The organism is Bacillus cereus ATCC 14579, from assembly GCF_000007825.1.
GTDB classification, from domain to species: Bacteria; Bacillota; Bacilli; order Bacillales; family Bacillaceae_G; genus Bacillus_A; species Bacillus_A cereus.
The window spans coordinates 1,786,513-1,807,629 of sequence record NC_004722.1 but is presented as its reverse complement, the minus strand read 5'-3'; the positions used below and the strand labels follow the sequence as shown (position 1 = coordinate 1,807,629).

Below are 21,117 nucleotides of genomic sequence, written 5' to 3'. Positions count from 1 at the left end.
CAATATGCACGTATTTACCATTGTGTAATTGTGCAATAAAGTGGTATCTTATAAGTATCAAAACACATAAAACAAAAAACGTTTTATATATTTTTATAAAATTTATAAAAAATAAAACTAAGAATAAATATAAAAAAGAATTTAACGGGGGTAAAAAGTATGGATATAGGAACTCAATTAAAATTCTTACGAAATAGACGCGGTTGGACAATGCAAGAAGTTGCAGATCGTATTGGTAAAAATGATTCTACGTATAGTGGATATGAGACAAATAAAAGAAAACCAAACGCTGAGGTTCTTGTACAGTTAGCAGACATATTTGATACTACTACAGACTTCATCTTAGGAAGAACAGAAAATCCAAACGGTCTTAACTTTAATGTAAAAGACTTTTTAGATCAAGGCAGACTTCATTCTGATGGGGTAGAAATTACTGATGAGCAAGCTGAAATTGCTAATGTTCTATTAAGACAACTCCTACAAAGAAAGCAGCAATAAGTAAAAAAGGACTAGCCAGATGCTATTCCTTTTTTTGTTGCAATATAGTTGTAATTTGATTGTACTGCTCTTGTGTAATCTGTCCTTGCTTATAAAGTTCCCCCATCAGATAATTCATATCACAACTTACATTTTCAGCACCGAATAATTCCTCGATTAAACGTTTTGTTTCTTGTTTTGCAGTCTCTTTTTTCACCTTATTTCCTCCCCTTCATCCAATTAATTATTCAAAAATGTTAAAATAAAGAAAATGAATAACCCCTATAACGTACGAAATGCCACTGCACTCGAAAGTGTAGTGGCATTTCTCTTTTAACAGTTAGCCGATCGTCCCCGGATCCATCCTCATTTGTACAGGTTCTTTAACTTTTGCCTTGCTAAGTTCACTTGATACCGGTGATAACGTCAGCGCAAGAGCACAAACAATAACTAAACCAGCTAGAAATTTTTTCATTTTAACTATCCCCTTATTTTAAAATATCAAAAATTTTTATGTAAAATAAATTACCTTCTTTCAAAAATCGATGATACGCTTTCTGACGCAGCTCAGGATTTTCTATAGCAACAGCTAAGTATAGATCCTGAAAAGCTGTACGATTCTCAATTTTGTACAACATTTTAGCCGCTTCCTCATACTCATTTAAAGAAATTTTCCGTAGCGCTTGCTCAGCTTTATCATGAATATATTCCAATTTTACAGGAAAATTATGAATTATACAACAAAACGAAAATGTATTTTCAACTAATTTCCGCTTCAATAGCGACTTACTGTTTGTTATTTTATCCAATTCCTGTAGTGACTTTTCAAAATATTGAATAGATTTCTCCGCATCTTCGAAAACGTAGCTTTCCCCTAACACACTATATGCTGTAGCTTTTAACAAACGTGGGGCTTCTTGTACCCCCAGTACCTCAAACAGCAAACATCTTGCAGTTTCTACTTCATCCTGCATTAAATACGCATATGCACATATTGCTTTTAATTCGGCATCAATTAACGTTTTTTCTAATCCTTGCGGCATTTCACATATTTTATCTTTAATCATATCATGCATCGTAGTAAATACGTTGTAAGCCCCCATGTCAAAATACCCATAGACACTTAATAAGTTTACTAAAACATTTACATTAACCTTATTTAAATTCACTTTTGCTCGAAGATTGTCTAGGCTCTTAAAAAATTCTTTTGAGCGTAGATTTCCAGATTGACGTTCCAAACCAACTTTTAAAATATCTTTATAGTTCTTTGTTACCGTATGTTTACACTTTCTTTCGAGCAATTCTTTTAATATATCTGTATAGCCCGCTAAATACACGTAGTACATGGCTGTCCTAATGTCCGATTCTTTTTTCGTAGATTCCAAAAACTCTTGAACTGTTTTTATTTTTTCATTCTCGTTTTCCGTACTCACCAAAATTTTCATCAGTTTCGAAAAATTCATAGGCACCTGACCATTCATTGTTTTCCACAAATTTGATTGTGATAAACTTGTGATTTTAGAGAGTTTAGTAGGCGTTATATCTTTTTCTACCACAATGTTACTTAAGTTTGTACAATTCTGCACGACGGTCCCTCCCTTGAACTTAAGACACCCCCTCTGTTTTTCTCAATAGGAAAACGTACCACCATGCTAACATGGGCTAAGAAGTATGATATACTTGAAGTTGACTCATGGAAAGTTTTCCCTACGTACACTAGGGTAAAACGTTACAGTAGTGCGGCGACACTACTGTAACGCCGTGGGTCTTTTTGCTCTTTTATTTTATTATTTTTATCTTATCATAAAATTTAGAACATTCGTTTCACTCTTTTCTCAAACCATATTGAGAAAGTTTTTTCTAAATCTTTCAGAATTCCCACAAGAATATTTTACCACCAACAGAACTAATGTTCTAGTTATTTTTCTGTTTTTTGGTATAAATACTGTCATTAATCATTTTAAATACAAACTATCTGTCAACTATAGTTAAAAAACATGCCTTTATTTATACTAAAGGCATGAACACTTTTGGAGAAAATTTAAAAAAATTTAGAAACAGTCACACGCTAACACAAGCAGAGCTTGGTGATAAGATCCAATTAAGTCGGAGTCAGATTAGTAACTTAGAAAACCACTTTAATGAACCCGACTTAGATTCGTTAGATCGAATCGCATCCTTCTTCAATGTATCTATTGATGCGCTTTTGGGACGAAACATCCCAGAATCTGAAGAACGATTAAAAATCATTCTCGAGGAGATTCAAACGGTTTTCGCAGGCCTGAATGAATCTCAACGAGAACAATTCTGTAAACAACTCCTTTTCTACACACAATTTCTAAATGAGAAAAAAGAGTTGTTATGAATCGATTGTAGTAGAAAACTTTTCCATATTCAACGGTAAAGTTTCCCATTACAACATTGGAAAACGAGGAGACACATATCTTCTCGTTTTTATTTTTATCCCCTAATTATACATGGCATTGGCATTGTAAAAGATAAATAGTTCGCCCACTCAGACATATTCGCTTTTCCTAAAACAAATGCTCCTTCTTCTTTCAACTGCTTCACAATTGTTGCGTCTTGATCTGCAATCCAATCTTTTAATACATAAGTTCCTGCACTAGTCGGCATCACTTTTTCCGTCTGTACATTATCTTTTACAACGACAGGAATACCATATAAATTCGAATTTTTGTTTCTACCTCGCTCTTGATCTAACTTTCTTGCTTCTTCCATCGCATTAGGATTTATCTCTGTAACAGAATTTAATGTTATTCCATTTTGATCATGTTCTTGTATTCTAAAGAGATAAATACTCGTTAATTCTTCATATGACAACTTTCCATCATCAATCATTTTTTGAAGCTCATCTACAGTCGCATTTACGACTTCTCTTTCTTTTATCTTTACATTTTCTATATTGATTCCTTTAAGCTGATTATGTATCGGTTGTAGCACTCTTTCTTTATCATATACAATACGCTCAGGTTCCTTTGGAAAATAATTTTTATACACGTAATATCCGCCGGCACACGCTAATAAGACAATGCCTCCAGTGATAGACAGCGTTACCTTTACCCATTTCTTCATGTTGCTTCCTCCACTCTATAAGATGCTTAGCTATACAAAAAAGAGAGTTACCTTTTACTTAACTCTCTCCAATCAAAATGCTAAATGAAAAAATGAAAGATTTCAATCTAATTACTTCTTTTTTTGCATTTGCTTTGCTAACATTTCTTTCACTTGATTATACGTTAATCCTGAATTTTTATTTAAACGCTTTACTTCCTCAACATCAGTACCTACCACTGTATATTTTTTCTCATCATTCATTTTTCTAATTCCCTTCTCACCGTATTATTTCTTATATTTCTTCCCTAAATGCGCATAAATTAACACCACTACAAAAAAGGAAGCTGTTTTTAAGCACAGCTTCCTTCTCGTTACATATTGTATTTCTTAATAAAATTTCACTACATCTTCAGTAGGCAAGAACGTTCTTTCTGCTGGTTGTTCGTTTGGTTCACCAAATGGCATTTGACCTACTAAGCTCCACTCTGCCGGAATGTTCCAAGTTTCTTTCACTTCAGCATCTACGATTGGGTTGTAATGTTGTAATGACGCCCCAATTCCTTCAGCAGATAATAGCATCCACACAGTATGTTGTAACATCGCATTTCCTTGATGAGACCAGAATGGGAACTGATCTTTGTATAATGGGGCATTTTCTTGCATTTTTTCTACAGTTGCTTGATCTTCAAAGAATAGAACTGTTCCTACACCTGCATGGAAGCCTTTTAGTCTTTCTACAGTCGCTTCAAAGTTTTCTGCTGGTACGCGTGCTCTTAGTGTTTCTTTAACGATATCCCAAAACTTTTCATGCTCTCCATCCATTAATACAACCATACGACCACTTTGCATATTGAAAGATGTTGGTGCGTGTAAAGCTGTTTTTAACACTTCTTCAATTCTTTCTTTCGTAATTGCATCGTTTTTTGTTACTTTACGAATTGAACGGCGGTTCACGATTGCTTCTTTTAAGTTTGTTGTAGTTGCTGACATTTTAATTCCTCCAAATGTTTGTTTTATAATTTATTTTGTTATTTCATAACAAGCGAATTAGCAATATCCATCGGTATTACATTGCATACCTTCAAATGAATTTGTTTTATCCTTTTCAATTTCTTTATCAATGACCCTTTCTAGTGTTTCTTTACTAGCAAGCCCTTGAATGACTTCATCTCCAATCATGACAGTTGGAACAGCCATAATATTCGCTTCATCATATGCGTGTTGAATTGCTTCTTGATGCTTTTCTTTATATTTACGAGTTACTAAAGCATCTTTAAATTCCGCCTCAGGAAGTCCTACTTCTACCGCTAATTTTGTTAACACATCAATATCTTCAATGTTTTGCTCTTCTTGGAAAAATGCTGTGAATACGCGGTGATGATACTCATTACCTAGTCCACGTTCTTTCGCAAATTGACATCCTTCGAAAGCTAAATGTGTATATGGATGTGGTGAAACACGTGGCAAGCGCATATCAATTCCTAACTTCTTCGCTGTCGGAAGAATGAAAGCATCCCATGAACCTAATTTTTCTGGTTCATTCCATGGATCTATTTTTGAATATGGACTTGGACGTAATTCAAATGGCATCCATTCAATCTCTACATCTTTCTCTTTCGCTACCTCATCTAATGGACCTTTTGCTAAAAAACAAAACGGACATATAAAATCTGAGTATACTTTCATTTTTACAGTCATAACTTTTACACCTTACCTTATCGTTGTAATCAAATCAGTTACATTAGTGATAAAAAAATATAAATATTATTTAAGCATTCATTTTTTCTTGCAAAGTTTCAAACAACTGCCCCATCGTAATATTTCTCAAAACTTCTTCCATCGCGGATTGTGCTTGAATTAAAATAATTTCTAACACCGCTTGAATATTCGCCCCAATTGGACAATCTGGATTCGGTTGCTCGTGAATATGAAATAGCTTGTCTTCTTCGACTACGTTCACTGCATGATACACATCTAACAATGTGATTTCATGTAAATCCTTTAGTAATCCCGCGCCACCCGGTCCACGATTTACGTAAACAAAGCCAGCTTGTTTCAAGTACGACATGATTTTACGAATGACTACTGGATTTGTATTGACACTCTCAGCCATATAGTCTGAAGTACAAAGTGAAGATGGATTGTTTTTCAAAATAGATAAAATATGAACAGCTATGGAAAAGCGGCTACTAATTTTCATCGTAATCACCACCTTGATGTAATCATTATAGTTACAACCAAAAAATAAGTCAATCCTTTTCATAGATTTTTTATAAGTAAATTAAAAAGTGCCCCATTATGATATATGAGACACCCCTTTTTATTCTGCAAATAGCGCTTGAAATTCTTCAATAAATAGCTGTACAGCGATTGAAGAATCCTTTAATGAAGGAACAGCTAAAGCAATTTCTCTCCATACTTGCGGCTCCAATTCTCTCGTTTGCACATTCTGTGGTAAATTCGTTAAAGATAATTCAGCTAATATTGCAATGCCTAATCCTTCTTGAATCATATTTAAAGCTGTAGTAACGGTAGAAATTACATACTCAGCCCGAAGTGGTACGTTGGCTTGTTTAAACATATCAATGATGGGTGGTTCGTATCCGCCCTTACATAATATGATCGGTTCATTCTCCAAATCACGAATTGTAATAGAGTCCTTCTTACAAAGAGGATGATCCTCTCTTAAGATAGCAACCATTTTTCCCTTCGTTAACGGGACAATCTCCATCTCTTTATTAGGCAAAATAACAATTCCTATATCAACAACCCTCGATATTAACCAATCTTCAACTTCTTTAATTGTTCCTTCACAAAGAACGACCTCTAAGCTCGGATACTTCTCCTTAAAATGGTTTATCATTTTCGGTAAGAAATGTGCAGAAGCACTCGGAAAACTCCCAATTCGAATCGTCCCCACTTCGTGTCCTTTCTCCATCGCAACTTCTTGTTCAATCTTCTCTACACCGTTCAAAATCTCTCTAATATGTACAAGAATTCTGTTTCCTACATCCGTAACGAGTAATCCTTGTCGTTTATCACGTATAAGAATCGTAACTCCTAACTCTGACTCAATACTTGAAATGGCATGACTTACAGCTGGCTGCGTCATATTTAACACCCTAGCAGCCTTCGTAAAACTACCTAACTCAATAGTTTTTATTAATACTTGCAGTTGTGTAATAGTCATAACTAATCACTTATACTCCTTATAAAAAAGATTCATTTTATTTATTACATTCGATATCATATCATAGTGAAATGAATAACAACAAGGAGGTCTTACCGTGACACAGCTTTCTCGAACTAAGACGGCCATAATCCTTACCTTTCTCGTTTTCATGTGGGGAATCAATTGGCCTTTATCTAAGTTTGCCCTGCATTATACACCACCCGTTTTATTTGCAGGCGTTCGAACTTTAATTGGAGGATTCATTTTACTCCTTTTCGCTCTACCCAAATATAAAGAATTACATTTAAAAGAAACGTGGCATTTATACGTTATTTCTTCTTTACTTAACATCATTATATTTTACGGGTTACAAACTGTTGGTCTTCAATATATGCCTGCTGGGTTATTTTCCGCCATTGTATTTCTACAACCAGTTTTACTCGGTATTTTCTCGTGGATATGGCTTGAAGAATCAATGTACGGCTTGAAAATTTTCGGGCTTGTTCTCGGATTTATTGGTGTAGGTGTTATTAGCTCAAGCAGTTTAACAGGACATATTTCTGTTATTGGAATCCTTCTCGCGTTAGGATGCGCTATTGGCTGGGCACTTGGCACAGTATTCATTAAGAAGACTGGGCACCGTGTGAATGCCATTTGGATGGTAACAATTCAGCTTCTTATCGGTGGTCTTTGTTTAATCGGATTTGGCTCAGAATTTGAAAGTTGGTCTAGTATTGCTTGGAGTATGCCATTTGTTAGTGTACTACTCTTTATTTCATTCTTTGTTATTGCAATGGGGTGGCTTGCATACTTCACACTCGTTGGAGCTGGTGAAGCGAGTAAAGTAGGGGCTTATACATTCCTTATTCCCCTTATCGCTATTATTGTAAGTTCAATCTTCTTACATGAAGCCATTACAATGAGCTTATTTATTGGCCTATTATTTATTGTTGTGAGCATTTGTTTTGTAAATATAAAGCCGAAAACACTTGCTGTAAGGCAGCAGGTTGAAGTGAAATAAATATGAGAAAGAGCCTACTATTTGTAGGCTCTTTCTCATATCTTATTTTTTACGACGCACTACAAAAACACACGCACCTACCGAAGATACAATTGCCAAAATAGATAAAACAATTGCTATCAACTGCATATTACTAGTACCTTCATTCTTTTCTACATTAGATACTTCACCATGTTCTCCTGTTAATGACGTACCTTTTGCAATTGTAGTAAGTGAATGCGGTTTTTCAGCTTTCTCATCGCCTGTCCATTCAACAATTTCTCCGTCTTTATATTGTTGATATGCATCCCAAGCTATTTTTTGTTCTTTATCCGGATTTTTAGCGACGAAAGTAAATCGCTGGAACTGACCGGGTAAAATCCCTTCTCCTATTGCTTCCCATACTACAGTTTTCACTTTTCCGGCATTATCTTTCTGCTCTTCCATTTTCCACCCTGGCACTGGTTCATACTGTTGGAATTCCACACCAGACGGTATTTTCAGTGTAACTTTTGTTGTTGCTATATTCTTTTCAACTGGTACTTTTATCGTGTAAGTCTCCCAAGAACCGATGTCAGAAGTTGCTGGCTTCACAGTAACGTGCGCACTAACAGGTAACGAAAACATTCCCATTGTAATTGCTGTTGCGATCATTGTTGTTCCTAATTTTTTTATACGTTCCATTTTCAATTAGCTCCTTTTTATCTATACCTACTCTTTATCCCGCTATTCGCCGGGTAGCCCAATTGATGAGGGCTGCTTAAAGTTTCACTTTATCTGCCACCTACAATAAATTTATAATCCGTATCGAAGCTATCAAGCGATTTCGTTAATCCATGTACTTGTATATTCCAGTTTCCTGTCATGTTAATATACATACCTTCTGCTTCATATTCTCCCGGTGAAACTGCCGAAACTTTAAATGATCCTTTTCCCATATTCATATCTAACGATTGAGTCGTTAATATAATTTGTTCCATATCAGTAACGGGTTGTCCGTTCTCATCCTTTAAAGTAATATGGAATATATTTTGTCCTACTCTATTAGGACTTACATTTAGCGTCATTTCATATCCATTATCTAATTGTTTACTCTCTGTAAAAGGTCCAGTAGGAGGCATCGGTGGTGTTTGTACGTTTGTCATAAAAGCTACGATGACGAAAATGATAATTCCAATGATAAACTCTACTTTCACCGTAGCACCTAATCCTTGCTGCGCTCGCATTCTCCCTTTCACATAATGAATAATTCCCAATATCCCCATGAAAATGAATAAAAGTATCTTTGTTAATAAAACCAATCCATACTTCGTATCAAATAACGAGTGGATTGTTGGAATAAAAAATGTACTGTTAAAAAGGCCTGTTATTAAAATCACGATGACGGCACCTGTTGCCCACGGTGAAAAACGCTTAATCATATCCCAATACATATGCCACTTGTTATCCTCATTACGTAAAAGAAGAATAATAGATGATAAACCACCCACCCATAATGAAGCTGCGAATAAATGTAGAAAATCCATAACGACAGCAATGTCTTTAAACTTTAAACCGTATGCGTGACTATTAAAGGCCTTCATAACAAGTAACCCTATAAACAATAGTATTGGAATACTCCATACTTTAAACGACGAAAACTTCTCATGCTTCACCGCAAAATACGTAACAATTATAAGCGTACTAATGAGAACCATTTGAGTAATCCATACATAACCAAAAACAGAAAGCTGTAATGTTTCTTTTAATAGTAAAGGGTTGAATGCTTCTAGCCATGAAACATCAGCATTTATTTTCGCTTGCAGTGGTAGATTGAATAACAAGCTAATCAATATCCCAAATAAAGAGATCCATATTATGTTCTTACTCCTTGATCGAACCGAGGTTGCATTCCCTTTATACATAATAAGATTAAAGAATAGCACTCCTATAAATAGTGAGAAACTTGTATATAAAATTCCACGTTCCATGATCATATCAATTTGCGGAACATACCCCATCTCTTCCACTTGTACATCGTCTGTTTCCGCTTCCGCTAATCCAATACGGAATGGAATAACCCCTTGAATTGGATGTCCATCAGCTGAAATAGCTTTCCACTGAATAGAGTAGAGACCATTTTTGAGGTTTTCTTTTAATCCGGCTTCTAATAGTTTTTTATTTTTTTTATCAATATGAGCATCTTTTAAATCGACCCTTTTACCTGATGTATCTCTCACGTACAATGTATTAAAACGTGAAACTTGTATGTCCTCATCGAATTCGATTTTTACAACAGATGGTGCTTTCTTCAATGTTTCATTTTCAGTAGGGTTTGATTTCACAACGTACGCATGAGCAGATGCACTTTGCGGGATCAATATGATAAGCACACACACGAGTAATAACAATGTCCCTAACCTTTTCATTACTTTCACACTCATTTCACTTCTTTCTTCCTCATTGCTCTATTTTCATTACTTTAACTTCCAAAGTTTGATTCTGGGCAAAATATTAACCTGATTAAATATAAACTTCTAGAAAGTATAACTCTTTATTTCTCTTCCACCTCTAAACTTCCAATATAATAGTAACTATCATGATAGATACAACTTACATTTTTAAAGTAGATTGTTATTATATCATAAAATATATTTATGTAAGTTATCAAAGAAGAAAAGTTATCGTGAATCATTTGTGAAGAAAATGTGAAATACATAAATAAAAAGGTATTACGTTATTACGTAACACCTTTAAAAAAATATCCCTCTTCTATTTCTCTTCCGGATAATCACAATACTCGATAATCGTTCCTTCAGTATCCGCTGGGTTAAGATAAATTAACCTTCTACCGTGCTTATTAATGCGTAGTGTATGCTCTAATGTCCGAATACCTTGTTCTTTTAACTCTTCTAGAGCCACATCTAAATCATCGACACGATACGCAACGTGATGAACACCTTTACCTTTTTGTTTAATAAAACGGGCAATTGGAGATGTCGTATTATTCGTCGGTGCAAGTAATTCAATTCTATCTCCATCCACTTCAAGAATGGCTACTTCGCTTTCCACACCAGGAGCTTCACTTACGTAACGATCTATTAAAGTTCCTAGTAACACATTTTCATAAAAACGTATCGTACTATCTATATCACGAACTGCGATTCCGATATGATCAATTGTTTTTTTCATTTTATTTCCCCTACTACTTTATTTTTTCTCATTATTAATAGTAACAAAAAAAGCTATAGAAACAAGTTCTATAACTTTTTTTATTTAACCTATTTTCTTATCCGCTCTAGTTGCTGGTTGAACTTGGTTTTTCACTTTTAAAATGCTAAGTCCATATCCGATAAATCCACCGATAATCGCTGGGAAGATCCAGCCTAATCCTACTTCCTGCATCGGAAGGAATTTAGTGAACACTTGGCTTACTACTTCAATGTTAACTCCAGCTGCACTTAATCCATCGAATAAGCTGATGATAAATGTTACGATTAAGCTCACTTGATAAACTTCAGCTCTTCCTTTGAATAATGAATGGAAGAATGTTAAGAAAATCAATACGATTGCTAGTGGATAAATTGCTGTTAATACTGGAACAGAAACTGCGATTAACTGTGTTAATCCTACATTTGCAACAATTGCACTAAATACACATAGCGTGATTGCAATTGCTTTGTAAGGAACATTTGGGAATAACTTATGGAAGAATGAAGAACATGCTGATACAAGTCCCACACTAGTTGTTAAACAAGCTACTGTAATCATTAATCCTAATAATACTCCGCCATATGATCCGAAATAGTAGTTAGAAACTTTCGCTAATACTTCTCCGCCGTTCTCTAAATGTCCAAGCTTTGCAACACTTGAAGCACCCATATAAGAAAGTGCTGTATAGATAATTGCTAAAATAGATGCTGCAATAATTGTCGCTTTTGCACAAACGACCATAATTTGTGTTTTCGTTTTCGCACCTTTTTCTTTAATAGCATTGATAATGATAATCCCGAATACGAATGATGCAAGCGTATCCATCGTTAAATATCCTTCTTGGAATCCTTTAAAGAATGCATGTGATGTATAAGCTTCCACTGGTGCTTGCATATCTCCAATCGGATGTATAAAAGCAACGATTACTAAAATACCGATGAAAGTCAACTTAATTGGTGTTAAGATTTTTCCAACAATATCGACAATTTTCGCGGGATTTAGCGAAAAAAAACAAGTGATACTAAAGAATATAATTGTGAAAAGAATTAAAGGTGTAGAACCTACTCCTTCTGGCATAAACGGTTTAAGACCAATTTCATAAGAAACATTTCCTGTTCTCGGTATTGCAAATAACGGACCAATCGCTAAGTATAAAACTGTTGTAAACACAATCCCAAACACTGGGTGAGCACGACTAGCTAACGACTGCAAATCATCTTTACCTGAAAAACCAAATGCTAGCACACCTAGTAATGGTAATCCAACACCAGTTACTAAAAATCCAGCGTTAGCAATCCATACATTCTCTCCTGCTGATTGACCAAGCATCGCTGGGAAAATTAAATTTCCCGCTCCAAAAAATAGTGCAAATAACATTAATCCAATAACTACTATGAACGAAAACGGTACTTTATTCGCCATAATATAACCCCCATTCAAGTTTCCTTATCTCATTTTCCAATTTTAACTAATTGAATTTTCTGAATATTTAATTTAAGTATCAACTATTCTTGAACTCATTATAATTTGCTATATAATATTTTGCAATACTATTTTCGAACTTTTCTTTTATTTTATAAATATACATTTTTTAACATGAAAAATAGACTAAAAAACCAACATGGTCATCCATGTTGGTTTTTCCATTTACTATCATGAATTAAAATTTTGCTGCTACTTTTTTAACGTTTTCTAGACCTTCTTCAACAATTTGTTGTGAACGATCTGGATATTGATTGTGTCCTTCAATTACAACTGTCTCTGGATTTGTAATTCCCCAGAATCCAAGTACCGTTGTTACGTAATTAACTGCCATTTCCATAGGAGCCATTTGCTCTGAAGAGTAATCTGAACCACGAGCACCTAACACAACTACTTTTTTACCACCAACTAAACCTTCTGGGCCATTCGCTGTATATTTAAACGTTTTTCCAGCTTGAGATAAGTATGAAATATATGTGATTAATGGCGCTGGTACTGTAAAGTTCCATAATGGGAATGCAAATACAACCTTATCAGCTTCTAAAAACTGATTTAAATATTGATCTACTGTAGCAACTGCCTTCTCTTCTTCAGCAGTTAACTCCATGCCTTGGCTACGTTTATATCCACCTGAAATCGCGATATTTCCGTAATAAGGAAGATCTAATGCAAATAAATCTAATTCCGTAATTTCTGTATTTGGATTTGCTTCTTTATAAGTACTTACAAATGTTTCATACATTTTTGAACTAACTGCTTGCTCCGCTGGACGATCGTTTGCTTTTACAAATAATACTTTTGACATTTTTTTATTCCCCTCTACATTCGTATTTTCTTCTTTTTTACCAAATAATGAGCTAAATAGTCCCATTTTCTTCACCTAATCTTTCTTTTCATATTCATTATTCATCATCATAAAAATTCTTATTCTAAGAAAAAGTTCCAATAGATACCTTAAGTTACGCTATCACAACTTTTTGTTATTTAATTACCTTATGTAAGTGATTGTAATATAGTCACTTACTTTAGTCAAGTAACTTTTAATAAAAAATAAAATCTCAAATTAAAAATATTAACTAAAATACAATTGAACACCAAATACATCTTTATTACTTGTATAATAAACTTTGAGAGGAAAATTCATATATAGAAAGGATTTATTCATGAGCACTATAGAAAAGATTCAAACTTTTATTATTCTTTTTGCTGTTACATGCGGCATCGTACTCGGACAATTTAATATGATACATACGTATTCAGACAAATTTATTGTCCCCTTCTTATTTTTCATGCTATATGGATTATTCCTCAGCATTCCATTAAAAGAAATAAAAAACGGATTTCGCAATTTAAAATTTGCTGGAACAAGTCTTACTATTAACTTCTTATGGACACCTTTACTCGCTTGGGGGTTAGGAGCACTATTTCTTTCCGATCATCCAGCACTTTGGGTTGGATTTATAATGTTAATGGTTACTCCATGTACAGATTGGTACTTAATCTTTACTGAAATAGCGAAAGGTAATGTAGCACTTTCTACTGCAATTTTACCTGTAAATTTAATTTTGCAAGTACTGCTCCTTCCCATTTATTTATTTTTATTTGCTGGTGTCATGAAAACTGTAGCGATTTCTGTTTTAGTAGAAAGTATTGTTATCGTAATCGTCTTACCATTTATACTTGCACACGCTACAAAGTTCATTATGAATAAAATGAAAAAAGCTGAAACTCTCGAGAATAAACTCATTCCGTTTTTCAGCTCTGCTCAAATTGTATTTTTAAGTTTAGCAATAGTAGCGATGTTTGCATCACAAGGTAAATATTTACTGCAAAATATGAATGTCGTTTTATTATTACTCGTTCCTGTTCTATTGTTCTTCATCATTAATTTCTTACTAGGACAATTTATCGGGCGCATCATGCATTTATCTTACAAAGATACAGTAAGTCTAAGCTTAACAACGTTAGCAAGAAACTCACCTGTTGCACTCGCTATCGCTGTAACAGCTTTTCCAGACGAGCCTCTTATCGCACTTGCACTCGTTATTGGACCGTTGATTGAGTTACCGGTACTAGCTTTTGTTTCACAAGTTTTGTTGCTTATTAAGAAAAAACGGCAATACGCATAATAAAAACCGTCCCATTTTGGGACGGTTTTTATTATGGAAAGATTACATATAACACTTGCTTCTTATTTATCAATACAAATGAAATTACCGAAACTACAAACGTAATAATACCAATTGTAATAAAGTGAAACTTTAATCATTGGGGGTTTTGTTCATCCCCCAATGATTATTAGCCCTCACCACTCCCGCATTAACAGATCCTTTCTAATTAAAAATGATAGGAAACGTAAATATAACGAAAGCTGCCCAAAGTCCATATATTGGCAAATACTTCGTAACGGCATCTTGGATAGCTTTTAGTCCTGATTTATTTTGCAAGAAACGCATATAGGCAAACATAATCCAAATGAGATTTGCCCAAATCAGTATGTTTACTCCTAAAACAGCAAGTCTATTAGGTGTAATCCCGTAAGAAGAAAGTCTGAATACTATGGCTGACAATGCGACAGTGTCAATAATAAGCGCCAGAACAATTAAGGAAAAATTTATATAATCTGAAATGTTCTTTTTCTCGTCCGAGTCACTCTCAACGATAGAAAATATAGTAACAGCCAATACGCCAAGCAGTATTCCGTTGAAGGCCATTAGGAAATTGCGATCCAAGAATGGATTTTTCCCGATCCAAATTACCGTTATAAGATAGATAAGCAAGGTAATCAGGACGAGAGGACTAAAAATTTTAGATATGTATGGTGTAATATTTTTAGCAAGCTTAAGATTCATTGATACTAAGTATGCAGTCACAATAGCGAGAGCCGCTGCTCCAAATAAAACAACATTACTAAAATAGAATTCTCCTATATCTAAGTCAACAAAGCTAAATAAACGCATGGTGAATACCGCAAGTATCATTCCGCTCACTGCCATGCTCCCGTAGAGAAGACAATATTCTAAATTAAATTTAATATAGGCTAATCTTGTACTGCCTTTTGAATATTCATTTCCTGTAAATGCAAGCCCTACTAAGACCCATAAAAATATAGGAAGATGTAAATACGCAAGTATGGTACTGTCTTTATAATTTACTGGCAGCGTATTAAGATAATACCCGGAAATTAGGAACAACGCTGCAAGGGAATAAATAATACTTTTTTTCGGAGTATTATTGTAAACAAAATAAGCAGCAATAAAGGGAATTACACCAAAAGCCAAGTTAATTGGAGCAATTGCTTCCTGCTCAACAAAGTGGAAAATGATCCTGGTGCTTATGCCGGCCAGAATAGCTAAAAGGCCCATGAATAAGAAACCTTTTTGAAACAAAGATGTTTTTTCTTTATTTACTTTCTCCTTGAAATGCAACCTTTCATACCAAGCAGCTAGAACCTGGGAATCAGGATTTTGGTCCCATGCTTGTGAGAATGCTTTTTTAAAAGCTTTCGGATCTTTTCTATACATCTTCTCCAACTCATGGGGGTTATCCATATTTTTAACAATCAAATTGTTAATGTTCATAGTTATACCTCCTCTAATTTTAAAAATAAGGTTGTTACCTTTTAACAAAAGCACCTCACTCATTTATTATGATTTTGATTTTAATACAAGTTTTATCGTTTTACAATAAAAAATTATTATTTAAAGGATTTTTTTTATCGTTAAATTTTATATAAAAGAAAAACAAAAGAGCATGACAGTTTTATGTCATGCTCTTTTAACAAATTAATTCTCAAATACAAAATTAATCTTATTATCTTTCCACTCTAATTTCGCATCAAACGTTTTCTCGCCCTTTTTAAAGCCTTTAATTAAGTCAGTCTTTTCACCTTTTAAGAGCTTTTTCATATTCTTTTGCGAAATTGTTTTACTTAATATCTTCTTTGAAATGGTGAAATCACATTGCGTTGTATTATAGTTAGAACAACCGTAAAACGTTGACTTATCAATTACATCGCCATCACATTTTTTACAGCTACCAACCTTTTTACCCGTTGTAAATTTCGATCCTTTTCGTTCAATCGATTCAACATGTAGTCCAGTGAAATCCCACTTCTCAGACATTTCCACTGCATCTTCAATAATTTTAGCTGATAGCTTTTTCGTCTGTTCCATAAATGTAGCTGGTGAAGCTGTACCTTCACCAATTTCCGCAAGACGTTGTTCCCATTTCGCAGTCATTTCTGGTGAAGCTAGTATTTTATCACCAATTGCGGTAATTAATACTTTTCCTTTATCAGTCGCATACACTTGGTTTTTCTTTACATCTATATACTTACGGTCTTTCAGCATCGTAATAATACCTGCGCGAGTCGCTTCCGTACCTAAACCTTCTGTTTTCTTTAATACTTTCTCCAGCTCTTCATTCTCTAAATACTTACCAGCTGTTTTCATTAACGTAATAAGTTGTCCTTCTGTATAGCGCTTCGGTGGCTGTGTTTTTCCTTCTTTCACTTTCACCTTTACAACTTTTCCTTCTTCGCCTTCAGCTACAATTGGAAGAATGGTTTCGTCATCTTTATCGTCTTGGAAAATAACTTTACGCCAACCTTCTTGAATTTGCTGTTTTCCTTTTGAAATGAATTCAGCACGTTCATCTACAAGCGTTACAATCGTTGTATAGTCAAAGATTGCAACTTCATAATGAGCTGCAATAAGCCTTCTTACGATCATATCGTATATTTTCTTTTCATCACCTGAGAGTCTGCTTGGGTTTGTAACTTGCTCTGTCGGAATAATTGCGTAGTGATCTGTTACTTTCTTTTCATTTACATAACGCTTGTTATTCATAATGGATTCAACCGGAGCCGGTAATAAGCCTTTATATTCATCAAACTGACTTAACTTCTGTAAAATATCAGGGAACGTCGCTGCTTCTCCTTGTGTAACATAGTTAGAATTTGAACGTGGATAAGAAACAATCCCTTTTTGATAGAGTGCTTGCGTTATATCAAGCGTCTTTTTCGGTGAAAACTTAAAGGCTTTATTTGCCGTTGCTTGCAGTGATGATAAGTTAAATAAAAGCGGCGGCTGAAACTCTTTACGCTCCGTTTTCATTTCCTTCACAACAGCCGGTTTCCCTTGGCAAAATGCCGCAATTTTATTCGCCATATCAGGGTCTTTTAAGCGGGATTCATTATCCTTTTCCCATTTTCCGTCATATTTCTTTCCTTCTATATTAAAGGTTGCAAACACTTCCCAGAAAGGCTCTGACTTAAAGTTTTCAATTTCTTTCTCTCGCTTTACAATCAATGCTAACGTTGGTGTCTGGACACGACCAGCAGAAAATACATCATTCATTCCTTTTTTCTTTAGCAAAATACTAAAAACACGTGATGCATTCATACCAACGACCCAGTCCGCACATGACCTTGTATACGCCTCATAATACGTATTAATTGTATCTGCTTCATCAAGTAGATTTTTAAACCCTTGGTAAATAGCTTGCTTCGTTAAAGACGAAATCCATAGACGCTTCATCGGCTTTTGCACGTTACAAAGATTAATAATATTTCGTACGATCAGTTCCCCTTCACGCCCAGCATCGCCTGCGTGAATAATTTCTGTTACCTGTGGATTATGTAACAGCTGTTTCACAACGTTAAACTGTTTATACTTCGACTTTGTTACTTCAAATTGAAAACGCTCTGGAATCATCGGTAACGTATTAAGTGACCATTTTTTCCACTCTGCGTGATAATGCTCTGGATTACATAACTGCGTCAAATGACCAATTGCCCATGTACAGTACGCTCCATTTGGAAATAACTCATTCGCTTCTACTTCTAAATATCCATCTTTCCGGCGATATTTAAACTGTGAAACAAGAGCCAACCCTTGATCTGGTTTCTCGGCAATAATTAATTTCATTTTATAACTCCCTATCTGTATTCCAGTGTTACTTTCATTGTCTATATGTTTAGAAGCGATGATAAAACAACAATCTTATTTATCATTCGCGGTTTGTCTCGCAAATGTGAGACCTATAATATTATACGCTTATTCTTTATGGCTTCACAATAGAAACTCATAATATAACAATTTCTTTCACATGCTTATAATTAAAAAAGACGCCCTAAAAAATCAAGCGTTCCTTTGCTTACATCTATGAAATTGTGCAGATAATATGCAGATATTAATAAGCATAAGTACCCTCCATATAAACATATGATGAAATGAACGATAGGACAAGGAGGTATCATAATGTTTGCTTATACGTTAACTACCTTAACACTTTGCTGTACTTCGATTCTTATTACATCCTATATTTCTAAACGTAAGGGTACCCTAATGGAGTATATGGTATTTATTATGTCTTTTAGTATGAGTATTGGTTTAAGTATTGGTTTTTACTTAGGCATTCTCTTTAAGGGGGAATTACTATATTCTACTTTGCTTGCTATTTTAATTAGTGGTTTTATCGGTTTCTTAATCGGTCTACGTTTTCACCTATATACTGCTTTAGAAGGAATGTTCTCTGGATTAATGGCAAGTATGATGGGAGCAATGATTACAGAGATGTTAAACGCTCAACAAGCTCATAGTATATTGTTCATTAGCCTTTTACTTACTATAACGATTACTATGTCCTGTGTGATTCAATTGTTATCGGAGAACTTTTCTACTTTTATCCAACAGCGTTTTTTGTTATTACTTTCAATTAGTGTAGTAATTATCGTTGCCGTATTTACGACATTCCCAGATCATACTCCTGCACCTTCACCTGGGCATAACCAACATATACATTAGTACTTGCAACAAAAATGAATAAGCAGCTATCCATAGGATAACTGCTTAATATTACTCTGGCTTATTAGGAATGTTTCGGTTTGGAACATAATCCGATTTGTAATCTGTATATTTTACTTCTGTTACCATCCCAGCTGAAGCATGGTGTAAATCATGACAGTGGAACATCCAATCGCCCGGATTATCTGCTACAAAGGCTACTTCATATTCTTCACCCGGTTTTAAGTTCAATGTATCTTTTACAATGGGAGAACCTTCTATCGGTTTTCCATCTTTACTCAACACCTGGAAAAAGTGTCCGTGTAAATGCATTGGGTGATCATCCATTTTAGAACGATTTACCAATCTCACTTTTACTAAATCACCCTTTTTCACTTGAATTGGGTCAATATCCGGAAATACCTTTCCGTTAATTGTATATACCATTTCATTTCCATTCATTTGCGTATTTAAGTCCATATTATATGTGGCAGTATACTCTTGATTTAACGTGAAACTACCTAATTTTTTAGTACCATATTTCATTATATCTACTTTCGGTAATTTTTCTTTTTCGTCTGTTTTATCTTTCATCTCTTTGCTGCCATCATACTCAATAACAGCTTTCATTCCTTTTGCACCTTTATTTTTCGAATGGTCTTCAACATACCATTTCCCAGGATTATTAGCAGTAAATTCAATATCATAACGTTCACCCGGTGCGATTGAAATTACTTTATCCTTTATAACTTTTGGATCGTTTATTGGTTGACCATCTGTCGCAATTACTTTTATATCATGGCCATGAACATGTATATCATGTGATAGATAACCAGCATTGACGAGTCTAAGACGAACGTTATCTCCCTTATTCACTTTTAATGGCGCTACTAAATCACCGCTTTTTCCATTGATTGTGAATAAATCGTACATACTCATATCATGACCTTCCATCTTCATATTTCCATGGTCCATTCCTTCCATATTACTAGAGTCTTTTTTATCACTGCCCATGTTCATATCAGAATGATCCATGCCGTTCTTATCATCATTCTTTTCCCCATTTTCATTACCTTTAGATTTATTACCTATTTGCCCTTTTGTCATTTCTTTTAACTGCTTATTCATTTCTTCTTTATCTGTAACCCATTCATCCAACATTAATGTGTAATCTTTATCATATTTTTCCTTTGTATCTTCTACAATGAGCGCTCCATACAAACCTCTATCTAATTGATTTACAGAATCTTGATGCGAGTGATACCAGTACGTTCCTGGTACGTTCGCTTCAAATTCGTAAGTGAAACTTTTTCCTGGTTCAACTGCATCTTGTGTCACGCCTGGAATTCCATCCATGTTATTTGGGACAGGATATCCATGCCAATGAATAGATACTGGTGCAGATAATTCATTTTTTAATGTCACTTTCACCTTTTCACCTTTTTTCACCCGAATTTCTGAACCAGGAGATGAGCCATTAAATGTCCAGACTGGAACAATAACACCGTTACTTAATTTTTGCTTTTCTTCTTTCGCTATTAAAGTAACTTCTGGTCCTTTTTCAACTTTCAATGGTGTTGTAGCTGTTTCAGTCTGTAGTGTTTTTTTATCATTCATATTTTTATGATCAGTTGTTATATTTGTCGTCACAGAACAGGCAGCAATTAAAAATATTACAGAGACTGTAACGGCTGTTAATACAAATCGCTTCATGGAAAATCCCTCCTTTTTCTTTTTCAAAATCATTATAGAAGTTGATTTTCAAGAAAATAAGGAGATGTAATTAGATCTTACGTAAGCTAATTGGAAGATTACTAAAAGCGGAGACATTACAAGAGGCGAATATTTTAGAAATACAAAATATTTTCCTTGTAGCGACTATACTAGCCGTTCTCGTATTTGTTTTGACGTTATTTCTTAAGAAACAATAA

General features: G+C 34.5%; 21 protein-coding genes and 1 pseudogene. 5 read left to right on the top strand and 17 right to left on the bottom strand.

All coding sequences use genetic code 11. From position 1 onward, the window contains the following. Window positions 1-159 precede the first annotated feature (159 nt). Window positions 160-498 (top strand): helix-turn-helix domain-containing protein, encoded by a 339-nt coding sequence (locus tag BC_RS09205; protein WP_000351123.1) that lies wholly within the window; start codon window positions 160-162, stop codon window positions 496-498. A 22-nt stretch (window positions 499-520) separates the two neighbouring features. On the opposite strand, the gene BC_RS27610 is transcribed toward BC_RS09205, so the two are convergent. The 3 genes from BC_RS27610 to BC_RS09200 all read right to left on the bottom strand — a co-directional run bounded on the left by BC_RS27610 (window position 521) and on the right by BC_RS09200 (window position 2,063). Further along, window positions 521-694, bottom strand: a complete 174-nt coding sequence (locus tag BC_RS27610; RefSeq protein WP_000712293.1) for a hypothetical protein — start codon at window positions 692-694, stop codon at window positions 521-523. Between the two features lie 123 nt (window positions 695-817). Then, entirely contained in the window at window positions 818-952 is a 135-nt protein-coding gene (locus BC_RS28190; RefSeq protein ID WP_000713858.1) for a hypothetical protein, read from the bottom strand. A gap of 13 nt (window positions 953-965) precedes the next feature. After that, window positions 966-2,063 carry an AimR family lysis-lysogeny pheromone receptor gene (locus BC_RS09200; RefSeq protein WP_001178605.1) on the bottom strand — a complete coding sequence of 366 codons (1,098 nt, stop codon included), beginning with the start codon at window positions 2,061-2,063 and terminating at the stop codon, window positions 966-968. 434 nt (window positions 2,064-2,497) lie between these two features. Between BC_RS09200 and BC_RS09195 the strand changes: the two genes are divergently transcribed. Then, a complete protein-coding gene (locus BC_RS09195) occupies window positions 2,498-2,842 on the top strand; it encodes a helix-turn-helix domain-containing protein (RefSeq protein WP_001091281.1) in 345 nt (114 codons plus the stop codon). 119 nt (window positions 2,843-2,961) lie between these two features. On the opposite strand, the pseudogene BC_RS09190 reads toward BC_RS09195, so the two are convergent. The 6 genes and pseudogenes from BC_RS09190 to BC_RS09170 all read right to left on the bottom strand — a co-directional run. Next, a pseudogene (locus BC_RS09190) lies at window positions 2,962-3,570 on the bottom strand (amidase family protein); the annotation flags it as partial. Between the two features lie 111 nt (window positions 3,571-3,681). Beyond that, window positions 3,682-3,813 carry a hypothetical protein gene (locus BC_RS28185; RefSeq protein WP_000997344.1) on the bottom strand — a complete coding sequence of 44 codons (132 nt, stop codon included), beginning with the start codon at window positions 3,811-3,813 and terminating at the stop codon, window positions 3,682-3,684. Window positions 3,814-3,939: 126 nt separating this feature from the next. Then, the gene (locus BC_RS09185; protein WP_001277021.1) at window positions 3,940-4,542 is read right to left on the bottom strand and encodes a nitroreductase family protein; all 603 of its coding nucleotides are present in this window, start codon (window positions 4,540-4,542) and stop codon (window positions 3,940-3,942) included. Between the two features lie 57 nt (window positions 4,543-4,599). Continuing rightward, window positions 4,600-5,250 (bottom strand): DsbA family oxidoreductase, encoded by a 651-nt coding sequence (locus BC_RS09180; protein ID WP_000216673.1) that lies wholly within the window; start codon window positions 5,248-5,250, stop codon window positions 4,600-4,602. Between the two features lie 70 nt (window positions 5,251-5,320). Beyond that, the gene (locus tag BC_RS09175) at window positions 5,321-5,752 is read right to left on the bottom strand and encodes an Rrf2 family transcriptional regulator (RefSeq protein ID WP_000704073.1); all 432 of its coding nucleotides are present in this window, start codon (window positions 5,750-5,752) and stop codon (window positions 5,321-5,323) included. A 120-nt stretch (window positions 5,753-5,872) separates the two neighbouring features. After that, complete coding sequence (locus tag BC_RS09170) at window positions 5,873-6,742, bottom strand: LysR family transcriptional regulator (protein WP_000156743.1); 870 nt, start codon at window positions 6,740-6,742, stop codon at window positions 5,873-5,875. A gap of 97 nt (window positions 6,743-6,839) precedes the next feature. Here BC_RS09170 and BC_RS09165 point away from each other — a divergent pair, with 97 nt between their 5' ends. After that, window positions 6,840-7,745: a DMT family transporter gene (locus tag BC_RS09165; protein ID WP_000192812.1), complete on the top strand. Its 906-nt coding sequence runs from the start codon at window positions 6,840-6,842 to the stop codon at window positions 7,743-7,745. Window positions 7,746-7,787: 42 nt separating this feature from the next. Here the strand turns inward: BC_RS09165 and BC_RS09160 are convergent, their stop codons facing one another. The 5 genes from BC_RS09160 to BC_RS09140 all read right to left on the bottom strand — a co-directional run bounded on the left by BC_RS09160 (window position 7,788) and on the right by BC_RS09140 (window position 13,269). Then, window positions 7,788-8,408: a YcnI family copper-binding membrane protein gene (locus tag BC_RS09160; protein WP_000439685.1), complete on the bottom strand. Its 621-nt coding sequence runs from the start codon at window positions 8,406-8,408 to the stop codon at window positions 7,788-7,790. A gap of 89 nt (window positions 8,409-8,497) precedes the next feature. Further along, complete coding sequence (locus BC_RS09155) at window positions 8,498-10,147, bottom strand: copper resistance CopC/CopD family protein (protein WP_000114306.1); 1,650 nt, start codon at window positions 10,145-10,147, stop codon at window positions 8,498-8,500. 328 nt (window positions 10,148-10,475) lie between these two features. Next, window positions 10,476-10,895: a VOC family protein gene (locus BC_RS09150; RefSeq protein ID WP_000750850.1), complete on the bottom strand. Its 420-nt coding sequence runs from the start codon at window positions 10,893-10,895 to the stop codon at window positions 10,476-10,478. A gap of 84 nt (window positions 10,896-10,979) precedes the next feature. After that, a complete protein-coding gene (gene brnQ / locus BC_RS09145; protein ID WP_001284786.1) occupies window positions 10,980-12,338 on the bottom strand; it encodes a branched-chain amino acid transport system II carrier protein in 1,359 nt (452 codons plus the stop codon). A gap of 238 nt (window positions 12,339-12,576) precedes the next feature. After that, entirely contained in the window at window positions 12,577-13,269 is a 693-nt protein-coding gene (locus tag BC_RS09140; RefSeq protein WP_000522528.1) for an FMN-dependent NADH-azoreductase, read from the bottom strand. Window positions 13,270-13,561: 292 nt separating this feature from the next. Here BC_RS09140 and BC_RS09135 point away from each other — a divergent pair, with 292 nt between their 5' ends. Beyond that, window positions 13,562-14,527, top strand: coding sequence for an arsenic resistance protein (locus tag BC_RS09135; protein WP_000103809.1), 966 nt, complete (start codon window positions 13,562-13,564; stop codon window positions 14,525-14,527). 204 nt (window positions 14,528-14,731) lie between these two features. On the opposite strand, the gene BC_RS09130 is transcribed toward BC_RS09135, so the two are convergent. Next, on the bottom strand, window positions 14,732-15,979 hold the full coding sequence (locus BC_RS09130; RefSeq protein WP_001024715.1) for a DUF4153 domain-containing protein: 1,248 nt from the start codon (window positions 15,977-15,979) through the stop codon (window positions 14,732-14,734). A 204-nt stretch (window positions 15,980-16,183) separates the two neighbouring features. Continuing rightward, window positions 16,184-18,328: a DNA topoisomerase III gene (gene topB, locus BC_RS09125; RefSeq protein ID WP_000766756.1), complete on the bottom strand. Its 2,145-nt coding sequence runs from the start codon at window positions 18,326-18,328 to the stop codon at window positions 16,184-16,186. Between the two features lie 333 nt (window positions 18,329-18,661). Here topB and BC_RS09120 point away from each other — a divergent pair, with 333 nt between their 5' ends. Beyond that, a complete protein-coding gene (locus BC_RS09120) occupies window positions 18,662-19,207 on the top strand; it encodes a hypothetical protein (RefSeq protein ID WP_000458541.1) in 546 nt (181 codons plus the stop codon). A gap of 51 nt (window positions 19,208-19,258) precedes the next feature. On the opposite strand, the gene BC_RS09115 is transcribed toward BC_RS09120, so the two are convergent. Next, window positions 19,259-20,899: a multicopper oxidase family protein gene (locus tag BC_RS09115; protein ID WP_000820031.1), complete on the bottom strand. Its 1,641-nt coding sequence runs from the start codon at window positions 20,897-20,899 to the stop codon at window positions 19,259-19,261. Window positions 20,900-21,117 lie beyond the last annotated feature (218 nt).